The sequence below is a fragment of the Roseateles sp. GW821-FHT09H10 genome (genome assembly GCF_059415865.1).
Genome location: NZ_JBWKOB010000006.1, coordinates 287,767 through 309,248, shown reverse-complemented (window position 1 = coordinate 309,248; position 21,482 = coordinate 287,767). Strand labels below are relative to the sequence as shown.

Genomic DNA, 21,482 nt, shown 5'->3' with positions numbered 1-21,482 from the left:
GCAGTAGCGACGGGCCGACCATAGTCCCAGGCAGGCCTGTCCAACCGTCCTGCGCAGGGCCGGCGTCCTCAGGGCTGAGGAACGACATCGATGCTGGGTTTTAATAGCCCGATGAGCGCCGCCCCTCCCGACCGTCCCAGCCTGCGCCGCGAACTGCTGGCCGCGCGCCGCGAATTCGCAGCCAGTCCGGCCTTCCAGACCGCCCAGGCCGCGCTGGCCGCGCCGCTGCGCGAACTGCTGGATCAGCTGGAGCCCGAGCTGCTGGGCGTCTATTGGCCGCTGGCGGGCGAGTTCGATCCCGGCGAGCTGCCCTATGCGCGGGCGCTGCCTTTTGCGAAGCGCGATCCCGCCGAGATGGTCTTTCGCCGCTGGGACGGCAAGCCCGCCACGGCCCAGGACGAATGCGGCATCGCGACGTCCACCGGCGCGGTCGCCGTGCCCGACGTCGTGCTGGTGCCCTGTGTGGGCTTCACACGCGAGGGTTTCAGGCTGGGTTACGGTGGCGGCTATTTCGACCGCTGGCTGGCCTTGCACCCCGGCGTGACGGCCATCGGCCTGGCCTGGTCGGCGGCCGAGACCCATTTCCCCGTCGAGGCGCATGACCGCGCCTTGACCCTGATCCTCACCGAGCGTGAAGTGATCGCTCCCGACTGAAAGGAACTCCCCCACGATGCATGACGGCATGACGCTGATCTCGACGCTGGCTGCGGCCTTTGGCCTGGCCCTGGTGCTGGGCCTGCTCGCGCAATGGGCGCGGCTGCCGGCCCTGGTGGGCTATCTGCTGGCCGGCGTGCTGATCGGGCCGCATACACCGGGTTTTGTCGGTGACGTGCATCTGGCCCAGCAGCTGTCCGAGGTGGGCGTCATGCTGCTGATGTTCGGCGTCGGCCTGCATTTCTCGGTGGGCGACCTGATGTCGGTCAAGGGCATCGCCCTGCCGGGTGCCCTGGTGCAGATGGCCGCGGCCACGGCCATGGGCGCCGGCCTGGCCCATTGGTGGTGGGGCTGGAACCTGGCCGCGGCGCTGATCTTCGGCCTGGCCTTGTCGGTGGCCAGCACGGTGGTGCTGCTGCGGGCCCTGGAGTCGCGCGAACTGCTGCACACCGGCAATGGCCGCATCGCGGTGGGCTGGCTGGTGGTGGAGGACCTGGCCATGGTGCTGGCCCTCGTGCTGATCCCGGTGCTGGGCGGCGAGGGCGGCGCCAGCGGCAGCGCCCTGTGGCTGACCATTGGCAAGACACTGCTGGCCGTCGCGGTGTTCGTCGCCGTGATGCTGGTGGCCGGGCGGCGCCTGCTGCCGTGGATGCTGTGGCAGGTGAATCGCACGGGCTCGCGTGAGCTGTTCACGCTGGCCACCGTGGCCGCCGCCGTCGGCCTGGCCGTGGGCGCCGCAGCGCTGTTCGGCGTCAGTGTGGCCCTGGGTGCCTTCTTCGCCGGCCTGGTGCTGCGCGAGTCGGCCTTCAGCGAGCGCGCGGCCCACGAGAGCCTGCCGCTGCGCGATGCCTTCGCCGTGCTGTTCTTCGTCGCGGTCGGCATGCTGTTCGACCCGCGCATCCTCATCGACCAGCCGCTGGCCGTGCTGGCGACCGTGGCCGTCATCCTGGTCGGCAAGACCATCGCGGCCGGCGCGCTGGTGCTGGTGTTGCGCTACCCGCTGTCCACCGCGCTGACGGTGGCGGTCAGCCTCGCGCAGATCGGCGAGTTCAGCTTCATCCTGCTCGGCCTGGGCCAGAGCCTCAATCTCGTGCCGCCCGAGGCGACCAGCCTGATCGTGGCCGGTGCCATCGTGTCCATCGCGCTGAACCCGGTGCTGTTCGCGGGTGTGGAGCCTTTGCGCAGCTGGGTGCTGAAGCGCTCGGCCTGGGCACGCAAGCTGGAAGCCCGTGACGATCCGCTGGCCGAGCTGCCGGCCGACACGCCCGAGAGCGCGCTGGCCGGCCAGGTCGTGCTGGTCGGCCATGGCTCGCTGGGCACGGCCCTGCATGACGAGCTGGGCGCCCGGCCGCTGGTCGTCATTGACCATGACCGCGACGTCGTCGAGAGGCTGCGCGCCGCCGGCCAGGCCGCCGTGCTGGGCGAGGCGACCGAAGCCATGACCCTGGTGCAGGCCCATATCGCCCAGGCCGCCTGGCTGGTCGTCGCCGTCACCGATGTGCGCGGCGTACCGGCCATGCTGACGCTGGCCCGCCAGCTCAATCCCGAGCTGCGCTGCGCCGTCGTCGCCCATACGCGTGAAGAGGCGCAATGGCTGAAGGAGGCGGGCGTCAACGAGGTGCTGCGCTCGCAGCAGGCCATGGCGCAGGCGCTGGCGAAAGTCGTCGCGGCCTAGGCTTTCTGCCTTGCCATGAACCGCGGATTGCGCAGCAGGGCCGCCGACACCAGCGACACCAGCAGGCCGACGGGAACGATCTCGCCCATGGTCATCGGGAAGCGGTAGAGCGGGTTGGCGTACATGCGCTTGAAGTCGTCCATCTCGGCCGCCAGCTTGGCCAGTTCGGCCTCGGGCAGGCCCTTGGCCTTGCTCTGGGCCAGATACATCTTGGCCCACTCGGTGCCGAAGTCCATCTTGGTGACGGCCAGCGTGACCTCCCAGGCGGCCGCGTAGACGACGCCGGCGACCAGGCTGATGGCCAGGCCCAGCAGGAAGGCCGGCCAGAAGCGGATGACGCCGCCGAGTTCGTCGTCGCGGCGGCGCTTGATGGCGACGAAGACCAGGCTCAGGGCCACCAGCATCAGCGTGTAGCCGATGAGCATGCCGTGATCCGGCGGCGCGCCCCGGTTCAGGATCAGCAGGGCGAACAGCGGGATGCCGGCAGCCAGGCCGGCGACGGCGCCGAAGGACAGGACGGTTTTCAGCATCGGGACCTCATGGCGGTTGAAGGAAGTGCCGCCATGGAACGATGTTCGGGCCGCCAAGGCCATCGGACAAATGGGTGATTTCGCTGGATTCACCCCTATTGCCTGTCGTCAGCGCAACAAACCCAGCTCGCGTGCCTTCAATACGGCCTCGGTGCGCCGCCGTGCGTCCAGCTTTTCGTAGAGCCTGGCCACATGGGTCTTGACCGTGTGCGGCGACACATTCAGCTTGTCGGCGATCTCCTTGTTGGAGAGGCCCGCCGCCAGCAACTCCAGCACCTCGCGCTCGCGCGGGCTGATGCCCAGGGTCGCCTGGGCCTGCGGGTTGCCGTCGAAGGGCGGCGCTGGCGGCGCGCGGTGGCCGAGCAGCTTGACGCCGGCCCAGGCGCCCAGGCCCAGGAAGGCGAGGGCGACGATGGCGATGTAGAAGGTCTCGGACTGGGCGCGGGCGAAGTGGCGGTAGTCCAGCCATTGCAGCAGCCCCGTGCCGGCCGCCAGGGCCAGGCCATAGACGAGGACGCGCTTCCACATGGCTAGACGCCTACCAGCGCGTCTCGGGTGAGCGCGGCCTGCTCGCGCACCCAGTCGGCGAACTGCTGCACCTCGGGCCGGCGCGCGGCCGTGGTGCCCAGGATCATCCAGTAGCTGAAAGGGCAGCCCAGGCGGCCGGCCTTGCCGAAGGGCTCCACCAGTTCACCGCGCTGTACGGCCTCGTGCACCAGGGGCAGGCGGGCCAGAGCCACGCCCTGGCCGGTCAGCGCGGCCTGCACCTGCTGGTAGGTGAAGTTCAGGTACAGCCAGCGGCGCGGCTGCAGCTCCGGCTCGCCCTGCTCGGTCAGCCAGCGTCGCCAGCTCAGGAACTCGGCGCTGGGGCGGGCGTCGTCCTCTTCGGCCAGCGCATGGCCGGCCAGGTCGGCAGGCTTCTTCAGCGGCGCGGGCGGTTTCTGCAGATACCAGGGGCTGACGCAGGGCGACAGCATCTCCTCGAACAGCTGCACGGCATCCGGCGGCACCGAGGGGCGGTCGTCGTAGCGCAGGGCCAGGTCGGTCTCGCCGTCCTCCAGGTCGACCTTGCGGTCATAGGCCGAGACGCGGATGTCGATGTCCTCGTGTTCGCGCTGGAAGGCCTCCATGCGCGGGATCAGCCACAGCGAGGCGAAGGAGGCGAAGGTGCTGACGTTGACGACGCGCCGGCCGCGCGAGCGGCGGATCTGGCGCACGGTCTGGTCCAGCTTGGACAGCACCGCCACAGCCGTGGGCAGCAGCTGGGCGCCGTCGCTGGACAGCTCCACCTTGCGCGTGCCGCGCAGGAACAGCGTGCAGCCGATCTCCTCCTCCAGGGACTGGATCTGGCGGCTGATGGCCGACTGCGTCAGGCTCAGCTCATCGGCCGCGGCGCGGAAGCTCAGCAGCCGGGCCACGGCTTCGAAAGCGCGCAGAGGGCCGACTGAGAGGGGTCTTTGGCGGATGGGGGCTGTCGGCATGGCAGAAGGCGGTGCGAGAGGGTCTGCGCGGGCGCAGGGCTAGACAGCAGGTCATGGTCGGGCTGGTTGCCCGGCCATGGCCTGCAACAACGCCATGCGCCCGCGCAGACCTTCTCCCGAAGGGTTGTCACTCGAAAGTCCGCGCGCGCGGCCGGTCTGCAGGGTAGCAACCCATCTTGGCATCAAGGCCTTCCGCGGACTTTCGGGTGGCAACGCGCCGGCTTGTGGCGTGCCGGCAGTCCCCTTTGATTCATGCGTGAATGGTATCAATCCGCGCCGCGGAGTCATTGGACCGTCGTGGGCAATCTAAGCAGAATCCCTGACATCAACCCAGGAGTCTCATCATGAGCGACGCGCAATCTACATGGCATCTGGACGGTGGCCGGGCCCTGACCCTGGCCGGTGCAGCCGAGGCACGCCGCCTGGCGGTGGCCCACGGTCGCGTCTGGCTGACCCTGTCCGGCACGGCCGACGAGCCGGCCGAAGACCAGTGGCTGGAAGCCGGCGAGGCCGTGGCCCTGGCCCCGGGCCAGACGGCCGTGCTGGAAGGCTGGCCGGCTGCCGATTTCGAGCTGCTGGTGCCGCCCACTTCAGCTGCGGCCAGCCGCGGTCTTCTTGGCCGTCGGTTTTTTACTCGCTGAGGTCTTTTGGGCGGCCGGTCGCTTGACCGCCGCCTTCTTGACCTTGGCATTCGCCGCGCGCAAGGCCGCCTCGAAAGCCATCCGGGCCCAGGGCAGCATCAGCGGCGGCGATTCCATCGCCTCTTCGGGCGGCCGGTAATAGCGCATCGACGTCTGCTGGCCATTCTTCATCTCGAAGGTGAAAGGCTGGCAGCCGGCGGCCTCAAAGCGGGCCTGCGTCGTGTCGTCGACCTTCAGATAGAGCTCACCGCCTGCGATCAGCGCGGCGAACAGGTCGTCGATGTAGAGGCCTTGGCCGCCGAACATCGCCCGGGCGCGCACGGGTCCCAGCGGCGACAGCAGCTCCACGCAGAGCTCGGTGAAGGCGTCCAAGGGCTTCAGCCTTTCCAGGTGAACGGAAAGTGCAACTGCTTGAAGAAGCCGTCCGGCACATAGTCCCCCAGCACCCCATAGCGCTCCGGCCACTTGCGTTCCGACTGCACCGCCGTGCCGAAGAGATGGTCCAGGAAGGCGAAATGGGCCGCGTAGTTCTTGTCCAGCGCTTCCTTGTCCTGCGAGTGGTGCCAGTGGTGGAAGTTGGGCGTCACGATGATGTAGCGCAGCGGCCCGAGTCGCACGCTGACATTGGCGTGGTTGAACACGGCCTGGAAGCCGACGACGACGATGTAGGCGTCGATGACCTCCTTGCTGAAGCCCAGCACGAAGATGGGCGCCAGCACCAGGGTGCGGGTGATGATGAGCTCCAGGATGTGCTGGCGCGAGCCGGCCAGCCAGTCCATGCTCTTCACGCTGTGGTGCACGGCATGCAGCCGCCACAGCATGGGCACCTCGTGATAGGCCCGGTGCGTCCAGTACTGCACCAGGTCGGCCACCAGGATGATGAGGAAGAGGGCGACCGGGAAGGGCAGGCCCTGCACCCAGCCCTGGATGCCGTCCTTGGCCGCCCAGCCGAAGAATTTGTGCACCAGCAGATTGGTGGCCAGCAGCACGAAGCCCACCGCCAGGTGGTTGACGATGAAATGCTGGAAGTCGGTCTGCCACTCGGGGCGGAACACCGGCTGGTCGCGCCGCAGCGCGAACAGCTTCTCGATGAAGACGAAGATCAGCGTCGAGCCCAGCAGGTCGAGGATGAACCAGTCCAGGCCGATATAGGGCGTGTTGTCGGCGAAGTTGGGGTCCACCTCGACCTTGTGGGCGCCCAGCGCGAGCGTGATGCCCAGCAGGATGAAGGTGCTCAGGGCCAGCCAGCGCTGGCGGCTGAAGACGATGTTGAACAGCGCCAGGCCGCCCGACAGCACCAGGCTCCAGTACAGCAGGCGGCGCATGACCTCGACGTCATAGGACTTGCGCAGCTGCGGCGTCGTCAGGTACTCAGGGAAATGGAAGGCCAGCGCGCCGAGGAAGCACAGGATGGCCAGGCCCAGCGCGATGACGCCGCTGACCATGCCGCGGCCCGGCTTGAGCGCCCCGCTCGATTCACTGAGTTGGTTGAGCTTGTCCAGCATTTCTTGTTTTCCCCTGCATCACAGTTGCGTGGCGCGACTTTAGTGATGCAGGCCCTTGGCCCACAATGGCCAGATTCCCAGGCATGGCAGGAATCTTCACCCTTGGACGCCAACGACCGCGCCGCCATCCGGCACAAGCTGATCGAACAACGCCTGGCCCTGCCCAACCGCCTCGGCCTGGCCGCCGACCTGCAGGAAGTGCTGCGCGTCTGGCTGCTGCGGCGCAAGGAGGCGACCATCGGCGCCTACTGGCCCATCAAGGGCGAGTTCGACCCGCTGCCAGCCCTCTACCGCTGGGCGGAGGACCATCCGGAAAGGCGCATTGGCCTGCCGGTGGTCGACAAGGAACACCGCACGCTGCGCTTTCACGTCTGGTATCCCGGCTGCCCGATGGAGGAGGACGCCTTCCACATCCCCAAGCCCAAGGGCACCGAGGAGTTCCGCCCCCAGTTGATGCTGGTGCCTTGCCTGGGCTTTGGCCCCTGCGGGTTGAGGCTGGGCTATGGCGGCGGCTTCATGGACAAGACCCTGGCCGAGATGCAGCCGCGTCCGGCGGCGGTGGGTATCGGGTATGCGCATGGCTTCCTGCCCTTGTTGAAGCCGAGCGCGCTGGATGTGCCGCTGGATGCGATGCTGACGGAGGAGGGGGTGGTGTGGGATCGGGAGGGGTGAACCCCGCGGGCGGCCCTGTCTTGGTTCTGCACGACGATGCCTGCGTATGGGCTCGCACGCGTCCAGCGCTCTTCTTCGGCCAGGGAGCGTCGAATCTGCGTGAGCTGAAGGAGCAACTGCTGATCGGCGCGCGGACCCTCAGCACGGGTGCGGTCGAGGACCTTTCCTTTGGCGACTGGCAGGTGGTCGCAGCAAGCGATGACTGGTTCGCGAGGGGAGCGACGCTGGGGCCGGGCCGCTCGCTATTCCACCACCTGCATGCGTTTCCGGAGTTGGGACAGAACTGCAGTCGGCCGGAGTTCGTCGTCCATGCCTTCGCCGAGGATGTGATCTCGCTTGGGCCTGAAGGCACGAGCGTCGTCAAGGGTGGCACCGATGTTGCCGGGTCGGCCGTATGGGCATCGCTTCATGCGCAGGGTTGGCGGCGGGTCGTCGCTTTCCGAGGGCTGGACGCCGTGCCAGGGCTGATGGAAGGCCGCTTTTGCGGCGAGAGCTGCTGATCGCTGCATTGCCGGGAGTCCGTCCCGGCGGCCGGGTAACTTTCTTCTGCGGGGCCAGAAGAAAGTCACCAAAGAAGAGGCCCTGAACCGCACTCCAGCACCATGCCGCCATGAACGGCGCGCGAAAACAACCGCTGTCGTGTCGACAAGAAGCGAACCGCTGCGCTCTCGCACACGACTTGTGTAGGCAGCGCCCTATCGCACCCGCTGCCCATTCGACGCGCGGCTGCACGCCGGGCTCATCAAGGAATACCGAACAGCCGCGTCGCTCGGGCGACGCTGCATTGGGTTTCCTCGCTGATGAGCCCGGCGTGCAGCCGGCGTCAAGCGGTGCAATGAAGCGATGGATGATGCTCGGCACAAGTCGTGTGCGAGAGCGCAGCGGTTCGCTTCGGGGCACGGTCCAGTTCGAGCAACGCGAGCGCCTCGTCCCGCTCGAGTGCGGATTGCGTTAGCGCTCCTCTTTTGGTGACTTTTCTCTGGCGCGTCAGAGAAAAGTTACCCGCCCTCGCGGGGCGGATTCCCGCGGCACTGCACCGAGTGGGAAGGCTCTTCGCAAAAGCAAAAAATCAAGCCGTCTGTCCCACAATCCAATCTCCCCGTTGCCACAAGCAAGCAAATAACGCCATGACCAAGCCCACCCTGCTGATCCTCGCTGCCACCACCCTGCTGCTGGCCCAGACCGCCCATGCCGCCGCCAAGCCCTGCGATGAACTCAAGGCCGAGATCGCCGCCAAGCTCGACGAGAAGGGCGTCAAGGGCTATGAGATCGCGGCCGTCGACAGCGACAAGGTCGGCGACGCCAAGGTCATCGGCAGCTGCGATGGCGGCACCAAGAAGCTGACCTACGTCCGCAAGTAAGGGTGGCCGCATGAGCCTCTACACCGACCACCTCGCCGCGCTGCAGCAGCATGCCGAAAGTGCGCTGGAGCGCACCGGCTTCGACACGCTGCTGATCGCCTCCGGCATCGAGAAATACGCCTTCCTCGACGACCGGCCCTATCTCTTCCAGGGCAACCCGCACTTCAAGCACTGGCTGCCGCTGACGAATCACCCGCACTCCTGGCTGGCCGTGCGGCCGGGCAAGAAGCCGCGCGTCGTCTATTACCAGCCCGACGACTACTGGCATGTGCCGCCGAGCGCACCCAGCGGCGAATGGGTGGATGCGGTCGAACTGGTCGTCATCCGTGAACCCGAGGAAGCTTCCAAGGCCCTGGCCGACCTCGTCACGCCGCGCACGGCCATCGTCGCCGAGGCCGATGCGGCCCTGCCCGGCCTCACGCCCAACAACCCCGAGGCCCTGCTCAACCTGCTGCACTGGGCGCGCGGCGCCAAGAGCCCCTATGAGCTGGAGCAGATGCGCGCCGCCCAGCGCCGCGCCGTGCCGGGCCACAACGCCGCCCGCGCGGCCTTCCTGCGCGGCGAGAGCGAGGCTGGCATCCATCGCGCCTATCTGCTCGCCACCGGCCACAACGACCGCGACCTGCCCTACACCAACATCGTCGGCCTCAACGAGCACGCCGCGGTGCTGCACTACCAGTACCAGGACGAGAGCGCGCCGGCCGAGATGCGCAGCTTCCTCATCGACGCCGGCGCCCAGGTCAACGGCTATGCCAGCGACATCACGCGCACCTGGGTAGCGCCCGGCCACGACGAGTTTGCGGCACTGGTGGCGGCGATGGAGGTCGAGCAGCTCGGCCTCGTCGACGAGGTGCGCGAAGGCGTCGACTACCGCGACATCCACTTGAGCACCCACCGCCGCATTGCCGGCGTGCTGAGCCGCGCCGGCATCGTCAACGGCCTCAGCGTCGAGGCCATGGTGGAGGAGGGCGTCACCAAGCCCTTCTTCCCGCACGGTGTCGGCCATCTGCTGGGCCTGCAGGTGCATGACGTCGGCGGCTTCATGGCCAGCGAGACGGGCGGCGTGGCCGACAAGCCCGAAGGTCACCGCTATCTGCGCCTGACGCGGCCGCTGCAGGCCGGCATGGTGGTCACCATCGAGCCCGGCCTGTACTTCATCCCGACGCTGCTGCGCCAGCTGCGCGCCTCCCCTCACGCGGGCAACGTCGACTGGACCTGCGTGGATCGGCTGTCGCGCTATGGCGGCATCCGCATCGAAGACGACGTGGCCTGCCGCGGCGCGGGCGAGGCGCCCGAGAACCTGACGCGGGACGCCTTCGCGGCCGTGTCATGAACCTGGCTGCGGTCCTGCTGGCGGGCGCGCTCGCGCTGCCTGCCAGTGCGCCGCAACGCGACGCCCAGCTGGGCCGCGTCGAACTGCAGGGCCAGGCCGCCACCGCACGCGAGAAGAAGACGCTGGGCCAGCTCTTCAAGGCCGAGGACTTGTTCGCGAAGCATCAGGCCCTGGCACCTGGCGCCGAGCTGAAGTTCAAGGTCTACGCACGCACCCAGGCCGACGCCGCGCCCAGCCTGGAGCTGGGCCTGATGACGCCCGGCGGCCGCCGGCCGGTGACGCTGGATGCCGAGGCCCGTTTCGTCATCGACCCCGCCTGGCATCAGCTGCCCGAGCGCACCGAGGTGCGCAGCCGCCTGGCCGACGGCCGCGTGACCTGGCGGCCCGACATCCGCACGCCGGGCCTGGCCGAGGGGGAGCGTCGCCTCGGCGATCTGCGCCTGCAATGCCGCGTCGGTTTCGGCAGCGGCGTGGCGCGCGGCACGCTGCTGTTCGGCTTTCTGGCCCTGGACACCGCCGACTGCGCGGACCGCGACTGGAGCCCCAGCAACTTCGCTGACCGGCCCGTCTTCGCGGTGACGCTGGTGAACGGCGAGCGGCGGCTGACGCTGAGCGCCCGGCTGCTGCATGGCCTGCGCGATGAGGGTGGGCCGGACTACGACTGGGGCTATTCGCTGCGCGAGCGCATGTTCCGGGTGCCCATGGGCGACGACAGCTGGCCGGACGACACGCGCGTCGTCTTCGAGGCCATGGACGATCCGCCGGCGCCGGTCGACGCAGCGGTGCAGGCGATCCAGGACGAGTGGGTCCGGGGAGCCCTGTCCCTCAGGCCCGACATGACGCCGGCCGAGGTCGCGCAGCAGGTCGGCCGGGCCAGCGACGACACGCGTTTCGAATCGGGCCGGCGGCTGCAGCGCCATCAGCGCGAGCTCAAGACCGCGACGCCTCCCGTGCGGCTGGAACTGGTCAGCCTCTTCGACGCCAACGACCGTTTGCTGAAGACCTCGCTGCGCCGCTTCGAGCTGCCGACCCAGAAGCGCTAGCGCGGGTCGCCGTACTGCACGCCGCGGCCGTGGGTGCCGGCATAGACGCGGCCGAACACCTTGGGGTCGCCGCTGACCTGCAGGATCAGGCCCCATTGGTGGGCGTCGTCGTTGATGCGCTGCCAGCTGGCTGCCGAGTCCGTCGAGCGGAAGATGCCGTAGCGGCCCGAGACGGTGCCGACCACATAGAGGGCCGGGTCGTTGGCGCCAGGTGCTGCGCGGCCGAAGCCGAAGGCGTGGATCTCGCTGACGCCGGGCAGGCGCTCGAAAGCCTGGCCGTCGCTGCCACGATAGAGGCCGTGGAAGGCGGCCAGCCAGAGATCGCCCTCGCGGCCGGGCGTCGCATAGAGGCGGTCCTGGCCGCCGCGATCGTCGCCGCGGTTGCTGTGGTTGTTGCTGCCGGCAGCGGCGCGCAGGACGGGGCCATCGGGCAGGGCCAGGGGCCTGGAGCTGAAGGTACGGCCGCCGTCTTCGCTGGCGTAGAGCAGGTGGTTGAACAGGGCCATCGCGTGGAAGCGCCTGGGGTTCACGCGGTCGGCGATGACGCGGGTGCCGGCGGGCAGGCCCTGCACCGGCGTCCAGCTGTCGCCGCGGTCATGGCTGACGTGGGGGATGCCTCCCTTGGGCGTCCACACCCAGGCCTTGCCGTCGGCGGACACGGCAATGAAGCCGTCGCTGGACTTGGCATCTGGCACGCTGGCGGGCTCGCGCCAGGTCTTGCCGCCGTCCAGCGAATAGCCGAGGTTCTTGTGGCCGTCGCGCGGCTTGCCGATGCGCACCATGACCTCGGGCGCGGCTTCGGCCCCCGTCACATCATGCGTGTTGCCGAAGAAGGGCGGCTTGGGGTTGCCGGGGGCGGGCTGGTCGAGATTGGTGTGGACAAAGCCCGAGTAGTCGCCGATGGCCGTCACCAGCGGCACGCCCTGCGTCGGGCTGTGCAGGGCCAGGGCGACGGTCTCCTCGATGCCGCTGGCCATGACCCGCCAGTGCGTGGGCTGGGCGCTGTCGGCCTGCGTCAGGTCCAGCGTCTCCCAGCCGCCATAGCCTGTCGTGAAGATCGCGTGGTCGGGATTGGCGGGGGCTATCTTGACGTCGTAGAGCCAGTGCAGATGGGTGTCGGCCACATAGGGTGCGGCCGAGGCATCGAACTTCGCGGCCTTGAATAGCGGCTTCCATGTCGATCCGCCGTCGGTGCTGCGGAACAGTTCATCGCCCTTGCCGCGGCCGGCGGTGCTGGCGAGCAGGCGCTGCGGGTTGGCCGCATCGACGGCGATGGCCGCGTAGCCGAAGGGATCGGCGGCGCTGGGGCGCTCGGGGGTGATGTCGGCCCAGGCCTGCTTTGCGGTGTCGTAGCGCCAGACCGCGCCATCCTTCATGCGATGCGGGCCGGGCTCGCTGGCATAGGCGATGTAGAGCTTGCCGTCGCTCGCCAGTGCGGCGCGCATCGGGCGGTGGGTGGTCGGCGCGCCGGGCACAGACTGCCAGCTCACACCTGCGTCCAGGCTGCGCCAGAGGCTGGGCCGGCCGACGACCGACACGTCCGCATAGATCGTGCGACTCGCCTGGCCGCGTTTGCCGCTGGTGGGGTCGAAGAAGATGAAATTGATCGTCGCTTTGCCGTCGCTGCCGCCCCAGCTGGGCGGTGCGCCGTCGGAGGCGTCACGGCGCCAGGCCGAATCGGGGAAGGCGTCGACGCGCTGGAAGCTCCGGGCCGCATCGCCACTGCGCCACAAGCCGGCGAGGCGGCTGGCCAGGTAGATCACGCGGCCATCGTTCGGGTCCACCGCCAGCCGCTCGCCATTGCCGCGGCCGCCCTCGTTGCCGCCGAGCTTGAAGGGCAATTCGGTACGCTGGAAGCTCTTGCCGCGGTCGCTGGAGCGCAGCACGGCGCCGTTGGGCACGGCCGGGTTGGTGTAGGTGCCGCAGGCCAGATACAGCGCATCGGCATTGTTGGGGTCAACGGCCAGGCTCTCGACGCCCATCAGGTTCACGTCCTTCAGCGGCAGCCAGTCCAGCAGCGGCTGCCAGGGGCCGGTGGCCGTGTCGCGGCGGTAGGCGCCGCCCATGTCGGTGCGGGCATAGGCCAGGCCCGCCACGGCGGGGTGGAAGGCAATGCCATCCACAAAGCCGCCGCCGACGGTGGCGACGGGCTTCCAGGCGTAGGGAGCATCGGCGGGCGGCGCAGCCAGTGCGGCGGATGCGGCGGCCAGGGCGAGTGCGCCCAGCCAGGGCTTGAAGGGGGTCATGTCTGCGGCACCGTCTTCTCGTTCAACTGCCGGCATCGTCTGTTTGTTCGTCTGTCGAACAAATACGGTTTACCCGTGGGAACCCGGCGTTTCCGGCCCGCCCTGGCATCATCGAACCCTCCCGCCATCCTTGGCCGCACGCGGTCCACCATGGGCGACAGCAGTCCGAAATACTGGGGGCATGCAGAGTCCCAGTCCCTGTTGACAGCCAGCGCAGCGCCCCTCGCGGGGGTGCTGCTGTCGCTGTCGGCGCTGTGGATCATGGCCTTGCCGGCGCCCTCGCATGCCGTCGCCATCGACATTGTCGGCAACTGTCCGGGCGCGATCGGACCGGACCCGGTCGTCCACACGGTGGTGGTCGATTTCGACGGCGTCCTTTTCTGGGATGGCGAAACCCTGGCGGGCCCCGCCGAACTCGACGCCAGGCTGCGAGCCGTTGGCGCCGAGGAGAAACCCCGCCAGGCCGATGTGCACATCAAGCCGCACAAGCTGGCGAGCTACCGCGCCGTTGTCGCCGTGATGGCGGCGGCTCAGCGCAACGGCGTCGTCAGGATGGGCGTGATCGGGGACGCGTCCTTCATGTCCAACATGGGCTGCCTGGTCTGCCGCGAATAGCTCAGCGCCTGCTCAGGGTCGCGATCAGCCCGTCGCAGGCCGCTTCCACCAGATCCAGCACTTCCTCGAACCCCGCCTCCCCGCCGTAATACGGGTCCGGTACATGCGGTTTGCCAGCCTGCGGCGCATAGTCCATCAGCAGCTTCAGCCGATGCCGCTGCCCCGGCGGGCAAAGCCGCTCCGCATGGGCGAGGTTGTCGCCATCCATGGCCAGCACGAGGTCGAAGCGGCTGAAGTCCTCGGCCACCAGCTTGCGTGCCCGCAGCGGGCTCAGGTCGTAGCCGCGCTTGAGCGCATGCTCCTGGCTGCGCTCATCCGGCGGCGCGCCGACGTGATAGCCATGGGTGCCGGCCGAGTCGACCTCGATGTCCAGGCCGGCGGCCCTCAGCTTGGCGCGCATGACGCCGTCGGCCGTCGGGCTGCGGCAGATATTGCCCATGCAGAAGAAGAGGATGCGGCGTGTCATGGCCGCATTGTCTAGAACCGCATGTCCGCTCGCAGCGAGACCACGCGGAAAGTGCGGTTGCGCGACCAGCTTTCGGTCAGCCGATGGTTGACGAGGTCCACGCCTTCCGACGACGACGTCGAATCGCGCGGTACGAGATTGGCCATGGACAAGCGCCAGTTGATGCCGTCGCGCACCGAGCCGCTGCTCCAGGAGAGGTAGGCGTCGAAGACGCGGCGGTCGCTCTCCTCGCGGCGCAGGGTCTCGGTCTGCTGCACCTTCGTGCCGGGCACGTAGTTGACGTTGAAGCCGCTGCCGAAATTCTGGCCCAGGGCCTTCCAGCGGTGGTCGATGCCGAAGTTGATGCTGCCGCGCGGCTGCTGGTCCAGGCGGTTGTTGGCGCCAGGGATGCCCAAGACCCGGCTGTCGAAGACGGCGATGTTGAAGCGCAGCAGCATCAGCTGCAGTTCGGGCGGCGCGTCTTCCCAGATCTCGTCCATGCGGGCCTTGACCTCGAGTTCCAGGCCCATCGTCCGCGCGCCTTCCATGTTGCGCGGCCGGCTGACCCAGCGCTGCGAGGCGTCCCAGCTCACCGTCTCCAGCATGACCTGGCTGCGGATCAGGCTCTTGATGTCGCGCACGAAGGCGCTGCCCGACACGATGCCGCCGGTGGGCAGCCAGTGCTCCAGGCTCAGGTCGATGCCGGTGGCCAGCTCGGGCTTGAGGTCGGGGTTGCCGGCGCGGTCGGCGTAGGTCTGGTAGTTGGGGCCTTCGGGGTAGGTGGCATTGATGCTGGGCCGCGCGATCAGGTCGTTGAGACTGGGCGAGCGGTAGCTGCGCGTCAGGCTCAGGCGCACCTGGTCCTTGGGGAAGGCCTCGGGCTTCCACAGCAGATGGAAGAGGGGCGAGGTGACCTGGGACACATTGCGCGTCCCAGCCAGCACGCCGGTGGCGTCGGCGCGGGTCTCGATGCGCTCGTAGCGCACGCCGGCATAGACCGACCATTGCTTGCTCGGGCTCCACTCGTCCTGGGTGTAGGCGGCAAAGCGCTCGTTGCGCGAGCCCAGGGTGTTGCCGAACTTGATGAGGCCGGGGATGACGGCGCCGTTGACCAGGGTGTCGCGCACCTGGGTGCGCTGGCTGCGCTCAGCCTCGACGCCGCTGACCCACTGGTGCTCCTGGGCCGTCTTCAGGCTCCATTTGCCGCCCAGGCTGGTCTGGTCCTCGTCGACGACGTTGTGGTCGTCCTGGATGCGTTCGGTCGTGATGCCGGCGGCGGTCTGCGTGTCGCGGCGGTGGCTGTTGCTGGTGTTCTTGAAGCCGCCGTGGCCCAGGCGCAGGTCCCAGCTCTCACCTGGTTTGGGCCGGTAGTTGGCCGACAGATTGAGCCGGAGGTTGTGCATGCGGCCGTCGAACTCGCCGTGCACGTCGCGAAAGCGCGTGCCCTCGGCATTGCTCTGGCTGCTGCCCTCGTTCTGGGACAGCGCGAAGAAGGGCGAGAGGTTGAAGCTCAGCGTGTCGCTGTACTTCCAGCGCAGCCGGGCATTGCCATTCAGGTTGGCGCTGTTGCCCACACTGGTGCCGACCTGCGAGGTCTCGTCGATGACCTGTCCGGTCTCGCTGTCCGTCACGCGGTTGTGCGTGTCGATGTTGTTGAAGCGTCGGTGCAGGCCGCCGTTGGTGGAGACGGCGCCGACGAATTCGTCGTTGTTGGGCCCGCCCCACTTCAGGTTGCGCGTCCAGCTGAAGTCGGCCTGCGGCTCGTTGCGGTCCCAGCCGGCGGTGAGGCGCACTTCGTGGTTGGACTTCTGCAGCGGCTCGCGCAGGATGATGTTGATGGTGCCGGCAATCGCGCGGGCGCCCGTTTCGGCGGTGGGGGCGCGGTAGACCTCGATGCGCTCGACCTGGTCGGGCGGCAGGTCTTCCACGGCGAAGCCGGCCGGCGCGCGCTCCCCGTCGACGAGGATTTGCGTGAAGCCGCTCCCGAGGCCGCGCATGCGGATGTCGCCGCCGCGGCCCGGCCGGCCGCCGATGGTGACGCCGGGCAGGCGGCGCAGCACGTCGCCCAGGGCCGTGTCGCCATAGCGGTCCAGGTCCTCGCGTTCGATGACGATCTTGCTGGCCGTGCTGTTGCGCCGGCGGCTGTTGGCCGTGGGGCCGCTGGTGACCTCGACGCGGTCCAGCTTGTTGCCCGCGGCGCTGGCGGCCGGCGCGGGCGGGGCAGGGGTGGGCTTGGCCGTCTGGGCCGCGCTCAGCGCGCTGGCACACAGCAGGGCCAGCGTGACGAGGAGGCGGCTCATGGCCGCGCATTCTGGCGGCGCGGTGCTCGGGCCAGCGAACGTAAAGCGCTCATTTACATGAGCGGAAGTTATGGACTTACTTGCCCAATCCCAGGCGCTTGCAGAGCTCCAGCGTCAGCGCGCTCTGGTTCAGCGTGTAGAAGTGGATGCCCGGCGCGCCGCCGTCGATGAGGCGTTCGCAGAGTCGGGTCACCACATCCAGGCCGAAGGCGCGGATGCTGGCCGTGTCGTCCATGAAGCCTTCCATCTTCAGCTGCACCCAGCGCGGGATGTCGATGCCGTCGCGCTGCGCGAACTGGGCGATGCGGCCATAGTTGTGGAAGGGCATGATGCCCGGCACGATGGGCTGGGTGACGCCGAGCTTGCGGGCCTCGTCGACGAAGTGGAAATAGGCGTCGGCGTTGAAGAAGAACTGCGTGATGGCGCCGTCGGCACCGGCCTTCATCTTGTCGACGAAGTGCTGCAGGTCGCGCGCGGCATAGCGCTGCTGCGGGTGCACCTCGGGGTAGGCGGCCACCTCGATATGCCAGTCCTTGCCTTGGGTCTCGCGGATGAAGCTGACCAGCTCCGAGGCATAGCGGAACTCGCCCGCCGTGGCCGTGCCGCTGGGCAGGTCGCCGCGCAGCGCGACGACGCGGTGGATGTTCTGGGCGCGGTAGGTGGCCAGGATCTCGGCGATGTTCTCGCGCGTGGAGCCCACGCAGCTCAGATGCGGCGCGGCCTCGAAGCCGGCCGCGGCGATGTCCATCACGGCGCCCAGGGTCTTGTCGCGCGTGGAGCCGCCGGCGCCGTAGGTGACGCTGAAGTACTGGGGCGACAGCGCGCCCAGGTCCTGCACGACGGTCTTGAGCTTTTCGACGCCGACCGGCGTGTTGGGCGGGAAAAATTCAAACGAAACAGCGGTAGTCATCGGGACGCCCACAAGAAGAATTCGCGGTTGCCATCACCGCCGGTGATGGGGCTGTCGAAATAGTCCAGCACCTTGAGGCCGAGGGCCGTGCAGGCCAGGCGCACGCGGGCTTCCAGTCGCGGGTAGTCGGCCTCGTCCTTGACGAGACCGCCCTTGCCCAGGGCTTGTGGCCCCAGCTCGAACTGCGGCTTGATGAGCACGAGCAGATGGCCGTGCACCTCCAGCCAGGGCAGCAGCTCGGGGAGGCTGCCCACCATGGAAATGAAACTCAGGTCTCCGACGATGAGGGTGAAGCCCCCCGTCGGCTGGTGCTGGCGCAGCACGTCCAGCTCGCGCACATGCACGCCCTCCAGCGCGGTCACGCGGTGGTCGCTCTGCAGCTTGGCGTGCAGCTGGCCATGGCCGACGTCCACGCCGACGACATGGCGCGCGCCATGGGCCAGCAGGCAGTCGGTGAAGCCGCCCGTGCTCTGGCCGACGTCCAGCACCGTGTGCGTCGACACGTCGAAGCCGACGCGCGCCAGCGCGCCTTCCAGCTTGAGCCCGCCGCGCGACACATAGCGCAGCTCCGCGTCGTCGGTGACGCGCAGCTGCGCCGTCTCGGGCAGGTCCTCGCCGGCCTTCTTCAGCGCGGCCCAGCCGGTGGGCGAGGCCCACTCGGCGGCGCCGTTGCTGATGAGGCGCTGGGCCACCGAACGGGTCGGTGCCAGGCCTTGGGCAACGAGGAGCTGGTCAGCTCTCATGGACGCCAACGCTGCGCGAGCAGCGCACGAAACCTGCGGGCCGAGCGCCGGGCCGCTCCCGAGCCGGCCCGCCGTGGGCGATGTGCTCGCGGCTCGACGCCGCGAGCATCGCCGTCCCCTCGGGGGACCGGCCAGGCACGCCTGCGTTCAGCAGGGCGGGAGTGGACGAGGGGCTCATCAGTACCTGTACGTGTCGGGCTTGTACGGGCCGGCCTTGTTGACGCCGATGTAAGCCGCTTGCTCTTCCGTCAGCTCGGTCAGCTGCGCATTCAGCGTGGTCAGCTGCAGGCGGGCGACCTTCTCGTCCAGGTGCTTGGGCAGCACATAGACCTGGCCGATGGCGTAGTTGTCCTTGTGCGCGTACAGCTCGATCTGGGCGATGGTCTGGTTGGCGAAGGACGAGCTCATCACATAGCTCGGGTGGCCCGTGCCGCAGCCCAGGTTCACCAGGCGGCCCTTGGCCAGCAGGATGATGCGCTTGCCGTCCGGGAAGATGACGTGGTCGACCTGGGGCTTGATCTCTTCCCACTCGTATTGCTCGAGGGCCGCGACCTCGATCTCGTTGTCGAAGTGGCCGATGTTGCAGACGATGGCGTTGTTCTTCATCGCGGCCATGTGCTCGTGGCGGATGACGTTCTTGTTGCCCGTCGTCGTCACGAAGATGTCGGCCTTGTCCTGGGCGAACTCCATGGTCACGACGCGATAGCCTTCCATCGCGGCCTGCAGGGCGCAGATGGGGTCGATCTCGGTGACCCACACCTGGGCCGACAGCGCGCGCAGGGCCTGGGCCGAGCCCTTGCCCACGTCGCCGTAGCCGGCCACGACGGCGATCTTGCCGGCGACCATCACGTCGGTGGCGCGCTTGATGCCGTCCACCAGGGACTCGCGGCAGCCATACAGGTTGTCGAACTTGCTCTTGGTGACCGAGTCGTTGACGTTGATGGCGCGGAACAGCAGCGTGCCCTTGGCCGACATTTCCTTCAGGCGGTGCACGCCCGTGGTCGTCTCTTCGGTCACGCCGATGATCTCGGCGCTCTTGCGGGTGTACCAGGTGCCGTCCTCGGCGACCTTCTTCTTGATGGCCGCGAACAGGATGCGCTCTTCCTCGCTGCCGGGGTTGGCCAGCACGGACAGGTCCTTCTCGGCCTTCTGGCCCAGGTGCATCAGCAGCGTCGCGTCGCCGCCGTCGTCCAGGATCATGTTGGGGCCTTCGCCCGCCTCGCCCTTGCCGGCGAATTCGAAGATGCGGTGGGTGTAGTCCCAGTAGTCTTCCAGCGTCTCGCCCTTGTAGGCGAACACGGGGGTGCCGACGGCAGCCAGGGCGGCGGCGGCGTGGTCCTGCGTGGAGAAGATATTGCAGCTGGCCCAGCGCACTTCGGCGCCCAGGGCTTGCAGGGTCTCGACCAGCACGGCGGTCTGGATGGTCATGTGCAGGGAGCCGGTGACGCGGGCGCCCTTCAGCGGCTGCGATGCGGCGTATTCCTTGCGGATGGCCATCAGGGCCGGCATCTCGTGCTCGGCGATCTTGATTTCCTTGCGGCCCCAGTCGGCGAGCGAGAGGTCTTTGACGATATGGTCGGCGGTGCTCATGCGGGCTCCTTCAAGTGAATGAAGCCGCTGGCGTCGGACAAGGGGATCAAGCATCACCCAGGCACGGTCGGCCAGCGGGTGAGCGCGGTTGCAGGTAGAAATTCCGAGCCTGGCCTCAAGGGTGCTGAGGTTGCAACGCTCCTCGGAAAGACGCGCATTCTAGGCCGGTTGTGAGGGGCTTTGTCGACGCGGCGATGATGTCCCGCAGGAGATCCGTGATGACAAATGCCGTTTCCGCCCCAATCCCGCGCCGCCGCCTGGGCGCCGCCGGCCCCGAAGTCTCGGCCCTGGGCCTGGGCTGCATGGGCATGTCCGACTTCTACGGCCCGGCCGACGACGCGCTGTCGCTGTCCGTGCTGAACCACGCCCTGGACATCGGCATCAACTTCCTGGACACCGCCGACATGTATGGCGTGGGCGCCAACGAGAGGCTGCTGGCCCGGCTGCTGGCGGAGCGTCGTGACGAGGTCGTCATCGCGACCAAGTTCGGCAATGTGCGGGCCCCCGACGGCGCCATGCTGCGCATCGACGGCAGCCCGGCCTATGTGCGCGAGGCCTGCGACGCCAGCCTCTCACGGCTGGGCGTCGACCACATCGACCTCTACTACCAGCACCGCGTCGACAAGACCGTGCCCATCGAGGAGACCGTCGGCGCCATGGCCGAACTGGTCAAGGCTGGCAAGGTCAGGCATCTGGGCTTGTCCGAGGCCTCGGCCGCCACCATCCGCCGCGCCCACGCCGTGCACCCCATCGCGGCCGTGCAGACCGAGTATTCGCTGTGGACTCGCGATGTCGAGGCCGAGATCCTGCCGACCTGCCGCGAGCTGGGCATCGCCCTGGTGCCCTACAGCCCGTTGGGCCGGGGCTTCCTGACGGGGGCGATCCGCGGCGTCGATCAGCTGGCTGCCGACGACCGCCGACGCGTTCATCCGCGCTTCCAGGGCGGCAATCTCGACCACAACCTCGCCCTGGCCGACGCCCTGCGCGCCCTGGCCGAGGAATGGAGCTACACACCCGCCCAGCTCGCCCTGGCCTGGCTGCTCGACCAGGGCGAGGACATCATTCCCATCCCCGGCACGCGCAGCGTCTCGCGGCTGGACGAGAACGTGCTGGCCGCCCGCATCCAGCTCGACGACGGCCGGCGCGAGCGCATCCAGGCGCTGCTCGCGGCGCACGCGGTGGCGGGGACGCGCTATCCGGCGGCGCAGATGGGTTCGCTCAACGTCTAAACGCGGACGATGGTGCCCTTGAGGGAATACAGGATGCCCAGCACCTCGGTCCGCGTCGGGCCATCGATGTCGTTCTTGCCCAGCGCTCCCATGATGTCGTCGACGACGGCGAGGTATTCCTCCTCGCTGATGTTCATGCCGCGGTGGGCGGCCAGCATGTCGCGACCCGTGTAGGTCTCGGGGCCGCCGGCGCCGACGCAGAAGAATTCGCGCGCCAGGCGCTTGGCCTTGTCGAGGTCGGCGATGGCGGCGAAGCGCGGCTTGACGACCGGATTGTCCAGATGGGCGGCCATGACGTCATCGACCAGGCGGCCAATGCCGTCGGCCTTGCCCAGGCGTTCGTAGAGGGAGGCTGTCATGGCGAGTCCTTTCGGGTGCCCGAGGGCGGTGTCCGAACCTTAGGAAGGACGCCGCTGCGCCGCATGAGCGAACCGTGAGGAAACGCTGAGGTTTGGCTGAGGCGGGCGCGGCCCTCACAATCGTCGACAGCCATCTCCCCGCAGGGCTCA

22 protein-coding genes and 1 riboswitch are annotated in these 21,482 nt (G+C 68.4%); of the genes, 10 read left to right on the top strand and 12 right to left on the bottom strand.

Annotated features, from left to right (window positions below):
- The first annotated feature begins 111 nt into the window (after window positions 1-111).
- Window positions 112-654 carry a 5-formyltetrahydrofolate cyclo-ligase gene (locus AC07OY_RS25265; RefSeq protein ID WP_495045350.1) on the top strand — a complete coding sequence of 181 codons (543 nt, stop codon included), beginning with the start codon at window positions 112-114 and terminating at the stop codon, window positions 652-654.
- Between the two features lie 16 nt (window positions 655-670).
- Window positions 671-2,329, top strand: a complete 1,659-nt coding sequence (locus AC07OY_RS25260; RefSeq protein ID WP_495045349.1) for a cation:proton antiporter — start codon at window positions 671-673, stop codon at window positions 2,327-2,329.
- On the opposite strand, the gene AC07OY_RS25255 is transcribed toward AC07OY_RS25260, so the two are convergent.
- The 3 genes from AC07OY_RS25255 to AC07OY_RS25245 all read right to left on the bottom strand — a co-directional run bounded on the left by AC07OY_RS25255 (window position 2,326) and on the right by AC07OY_RS25245 (window position 4,340).
- Window positions 2,326-2,859 (bottom strand): DUF4199 domain-containing protein, encoded by a 534-nt coding sequence (locus tag AC07OY_RS25255; protein WP_495045348.1) that lies wholly within the window; start codon window positions 2,857-2,859, stop codon window positions 2,326-2,328. The genes AC07OY_RS25260 and AC07OY_RS25255 overlap by 4 nt on opposite strands.
- A 108-nt stretch (window positions 2,860-2,967) precedes the next feature.
- A complete protein-coding gene (locus AC07OY_RS25250) occupies window positions 2,968-3,387 on the bottom strand; it encodes a response regulator transcription factor (protein WP_495045347.1) in 420 nt (139 codons plus the stop codon).
- 2 nt (window positions 3,388-3,389) lie between these two features.
- Window positions 3,390-4,340: a LysR substrate-binding domain-containing protein gene (locus tag AC07OY_RS25245; RefSeq protein WP_495045346.1), complete on the bottom strand. Its 951-nt coding sequence runs from the start codon at window positions 4,338-4,340 to the stop codon at window positions 3,390-3,392.
- A 344-nt stretch (window positions 4,341-4,684) separates the two neighbouring features.
- Here AC07OY_RS25245 and AC07OY_RS25240 point away from each other — a divergent pair, with 344 nt between their 5' ends.
- The gene (locus AC07OY_RS25240) at window positions 4,685-4,981 is read left to right on the top strand and encodes a DUF2917 domain-containing protein (RefSeq protein ID WP_495045345.1); all 297 of its coding nucleotides are present in this window, start codon (window positions 4,685-4,687) and stop codon (window positions 4,979-4,981) included.
- Here AC07OY_RS25240 and AC07OY_RS25235 read toward each other — a convergent pair.
- Window positions 4,931-5,353: a TfoX/Sxy family protein gene (locus AC07OY_RS25235; RefSeq protein WP_495045344.1), complete on the bottom strand. Its 423-nt coding sequence runs from the start codon at window positions 5,351-5,353 to the stop codon at window positions 4,931-4,933. The two genes, AC07OY_RS25240 and AC07OY_RS25235, sit on opposite strands and share 51 nt — an antisense overlap.
- Window positions 5,354-5,358: 5 nt before the next feature.
- On the bottom strand, window positions 5,359-6,486 hold the full coding sequence (locus AC07OY_RS25230; protein WP_495045343.1) for a sterol desaturase family protein: 1,128 nt from the start codon (window positions 6,484-6,486) through the stop codon (window positions 5,359-5,361).
- Between the two features lie 102 nt (window positions 6,487-6,588).
- Between AC07OY_RS25230 and AC07OY_RS25225 the strand changes: the two genes are divergently transcribed.
- The 5 genes from AC07OY_RS25225 (at window position 6,589) to AC07OY_RS25205 (ending at window position 10,895) form a co-directional block, all read left to right on the top strand.
- Entirely contained in the window at window positions 6,589-7,158 is a 570-nt protein-coding gene (locus AC07OY_RS25225) for a 5-formyltetrahydrofolate cyclo-ligase (RefSeq protein ID WP_495045342.1), read from the top strand.
- Between the two features lie 20 nt (window positions 7,159-7,178).
- Complete coding sequence (locus AC07OY_RS25220) at window positions 7,179-7,658, top strand: hypothetical protein (protein ID WP_495045341.1); 480 nt, start codon at window positions 7,179-7,181, stop codon at window positions 7,656-7,658.
- A 627-nt stretch (window positions 7,659-8,285) separates the two neighbouring features.
- Window positions 8,286-8,519, top strand: coding sequence for a DUF1161 domain-containing protein (locus AC07OY_RS25215; protein ID WP_495045340.1), 234 nt, complete (start codon window positions 8,286-8,288; stop codon window positions 8,517-8,519).
- A 10-nt stretch (window positions 8,520-8,529) separates the two neighbouring features.
- Complete coding sequence (pepQ, locus tag AC07OY_RS25210; RefSeq protein ID WP_495045339.1) at window positions 8,530-9,852, top strand: Xaa-Pro dipeptidase; 1,323 nt, start codon at window positions 8,530-8,532, stop codon at window positions 9,850-9,852.
- Window positions 9,849-10,895: a hypothetical protein gene (locus AC07OY_RS25205; RefSeq protein ID WP_495045338.1), complete on the top strand. Its 1,047-nt coding sequence runs from the start codon at window positions 9,849-9,851 to the stop codon at window positions 10,893-10,895. Before pepQ ends, AC07OY_RS25205 begins: the two co-directional genes overlap by 4 nt.
- Here the strand turns inward: AC07OY_RS25205 and AC07OY_RS25200 are convergent.
- Entirely contained in the window at window positions 10,892-13,141 is a 2,250-nt protein-coding gene (locus tag AC07OY_RS25200; RefSeq protein ID WP_495045337.1) for a WD40/YVTN/BNR-like repeat-containing protein, read from the bottom strand. The two genes, AC07OY_RS25205 and AC07OY_RS25200, sit on opposite strands and share 4 nt — an antisense overlap.
- A 150-nt stretch (window positions 13,142-13,291) precedes the next feature.
- On the opposite strand from AC07OY_RS25200, the gene AC07OY_RS25195 reads away from it, so the two are divergent.
- A complete protein-coding gene (locus AC07OY_RS25195) occupies window positions 13,292-13,756 on the top strand; it encodes an ExbD/TolR family protein (protein WP_495045336.1) in 465 nt (154 codons plus the stop codon).
- 1 nt (window position 13,757) lies between these two features.
- On the opposite strand, the gene AC07OY_RS25190 is transcribed toward AC07OY_RS25195, so the two are convergent.
- The 5 genes from AC07OY_RS25190 to ahcY all read right to left on the bottom strand — a co-directional run bounded on the left by AC07OY_RS25190 (window position 13,758) and on the right by ahcY (window position 19,744).
- Window positions 13,758-14,222 carry a low molecular weight protein-tyrosine-phosphatase gene (locus AC07OY_RS25190; protein ID WP_495045335.1) on the bottom strand — a complete coding sequence of 155 codons (465 nt, stop codon included), beginning with the start codon at window positions 14,220-14,222 and terminating at the stop codon, window positions 13,758-13,760.
- An 11-nt stretch (window positions 14,223-14,233) separates the two neighbouring features.
- Complete coding sequence (locus tag AC07OY_RS25185) at window positions 14,234-16,501, bottom strand: TonB-dependent receptor plug domain-containing protein (protein ID WP_495045334.1); 2,268 nt, start codon at window positions 16,499-16,501, stop codon at window positions 14,234-14,236.
- Between the two features lie 76 nt (window positions 16,502-16,577).
- Entirely contained in the window at window positions 16,578-17,411 is an 834-nt protein-coding gene (gene metF, locus AC07OY_RS25180; RefSeq protein ID WP_495045333.1) for a methylenetetrahydrofolate reductase [NAD(P)H], read from the bottom strand.
- On the bottom strand, window positions 17,408-18,154 hold the full coding sequence (locus tag AC07OY_RS25175) for a TlyA family RNA methyltransferase (protein ID WP_495045332.1): 747 nt from the start codon (window positions 18,152-18,154) through the stop codon (window positions 17,408-17,410). The genes metF and AC07OY_RS25175 overlap by 4 nt, the downstream gene beginning before the upstream one ends.
- A 177-nt stretch (window positions 18,155-18,331) precedes the next feature.
- Entirely contained in the window at window positions 18,332-19,744 is a 1,413-nt protein-coding gene (gene ahcY, locus AC07OY_RS25170) for an adenosylhomocysteinase (protein ID WP_495045331.1), read from the bottom strand.
- Window positions 19,745-19,817: 73 nt separating this feature from the next.
- A riboswitch (S-adenosyl-L-homocysteine riboswitch) is annotated at window positions 19,818-19,894 on the bottom strand.
- Between the two features lie 68 nt (window positions 19,895-19,962).
- Here ahcY and AC07OY_RS25165 point away from each other — a divergent pair.
- Window positions 19,963-20,973: an aldo/keto reductase gene (locus AC07OY_RS25165; protein ID WP_495045330.1), complete on the top strand. Its 1,011-nt coding sequence runs from the start codon at window positions 19,963-19,965 to the stop codon at window positions 20,971-20,973.
- On the opposite strand, the gene AC07OY_RS25160 is transcribed toward AC07OY_RS25165, so the two are convergent.
- Window positions 20,970-21,332, bottom strand: a complete 363-nt coding sequence (locus AC07OY_RS25160; protein ID WP_495045329.1) for a group I truncated hemoglobin — start codon at window positions 21,330-21,332, stop codon at window positions 20,970-20,972. The genes AC07OY_RS25165 and AC07OY_RS25160 overlap by 4 nt on opposite strands.
- Window positions 21,333-21,482: the final 150 nt, after the last annotated feature.

What these genes read in the sequence shown, in the direction of transcription:
- AC07OY_RS25265 (WP_495045350.1), top strand. Translation starts at nt 112, where the DNA reads ATGAGCGCCGCCCCTCCCGACCGTCCCAGCCTGCGCCGCGAACTGCTG.
- AC07OY_RS25260 (WP_495045349.1), top strand. Translation starts at nt 671, where the DNA reads ATGCATGACGGCATGACGCTGATCTCGACGCTGGCTGCGGCCTTTGGC.
- AC07OY_RS25255 (WP_495045348.1), bottom strand. Translation starts at nt 2,859, where the DNA reads ATGCTGAAAACCGTCCTGTCCTTCGGCGCCGTCGCCGGCCTGGCTGCC.
- AC07OY_RS25250 (WP_495045347.1), bottom strand. Translation starts at nt 3,387, where the DNA reads ATGTGGAAGCGCGTCCTCGTCTATGGCCTGGCCCTGGCGGCCGGCACG.
- AC07OY_RS25245 (WP_495045346.1), bottom strand. Translation starts at nt 4,340, where the DNA reads ATGCCGACAGCCCCCATCCGCCAAAGACCCCTCTCAGTCGGCCCTCTG.
- AC07OY_RS25240 (WP_495045345.1), top strand. Translation starts at nt 4,685, where the DNA reads ATGAGCGACGCGCAATCTACATGGCATCTGGACGGTGGCCGGGCCCTG.
- AC07OY_RS25230 (WP_495045343.1), bottom strand. Translation starts at nt 6,486, where the DNA reads ATGCTGGACAAGCTCAACCAACTCAGTGAATCGAGCGGGGCGCTCAAG.
- AC07OY_RS25215 (WP_495045340.1), top strand. Translation starts at nt 8,286, where the DNA reads ATGACCAAGCCCACCCTGCTGATCCTCGCTGCCACCACCCTGCTGCTG.
- pepQ (WP_495045339.1), top strand. Translation starts at nt 8,530, where the DNA reads ATGAGCCTCTACACCGACCACCTCGCCGCGCTGCAGCAGCATGCCGAA.
- AC07OY_RS25205 (WP_495045338.1), top strand. Translation starts at nt 9,849, where the DNA reads ATGAACCTGGCTGCGGTCCTGCTGGCGGGCGCGCTCGCGCTGCCTGCC.
- AC07OY_RS25200 (WP_495045337.1), bottom strand. Translation starts at nt 13,141, where the DNA reads ATGACCCCCTTCAAGCCCTGGCTGGGCGCACTCGCCCTGGCCGCCGCA.
- AC07OY_RS25195 (WP_495045336.1), top strand. Translation starts at nt 13,292, where the DNA reads ATGGGCGACAGCAGTCCGAAATACTGGGGGCATGCAGAGTCCCAGTCC.
- AC07OY_RS25190 (WP_495045335.1), bottom strand. Translation starts at nt 14,222, where the DNA reads ATGACACGCCGCATCCTCTTCTTCTGCATGGGCAATATCTGCCGCAGC.
- AC07OY_RS25185 (WP_495045334.1), bottom strand. Translation starts at nt 16,501, where the DNA reads ATGAGCCGCCTCCTCGTCACGCTGGCCCTGCTGTGTGCCAGCGCGCTG.
- metF (WP_495045333.1), bottom strand. Translation starts at nt 17,411, where the DNA reads ATGACTACCGCTGTTTCGTTTGAATTTTTCCCGCCCAACACGCCGGTC.
- AC07OY_RS25175 (WP_495045332.1), bottom strand. Translation starts at nt 18,154, where the DNA reads ATGAGAGCTGACCAGCTCCTCGTTGCCCAAGGCCTGGCACCGACCCGT.
- ahcY (WP_495045331.1), bottom strand. Translation starts at nt 19,744, where the DNA reads ATGAGCACCGCCGACCATATCGTCAAAGACCTCTCGCTCGCCGACTGG.
- AC07OY_RS25165 (WP_495045330.1), top strand. Translation starts at nt 19,963, where the DNA reads ATGACAAATGCCGTTTCCGCCCCAATCCCGCGCCGCCGCCTGGGCGCC.
- AC07OY_RS25160 (WP_495045329.1), bottom strand. Translation starts at nt 21,332, where the DNA reads ATGACAGCCTCCCTCTACGAACGCCTGGGCAAGGCCGACGGCATTGGC.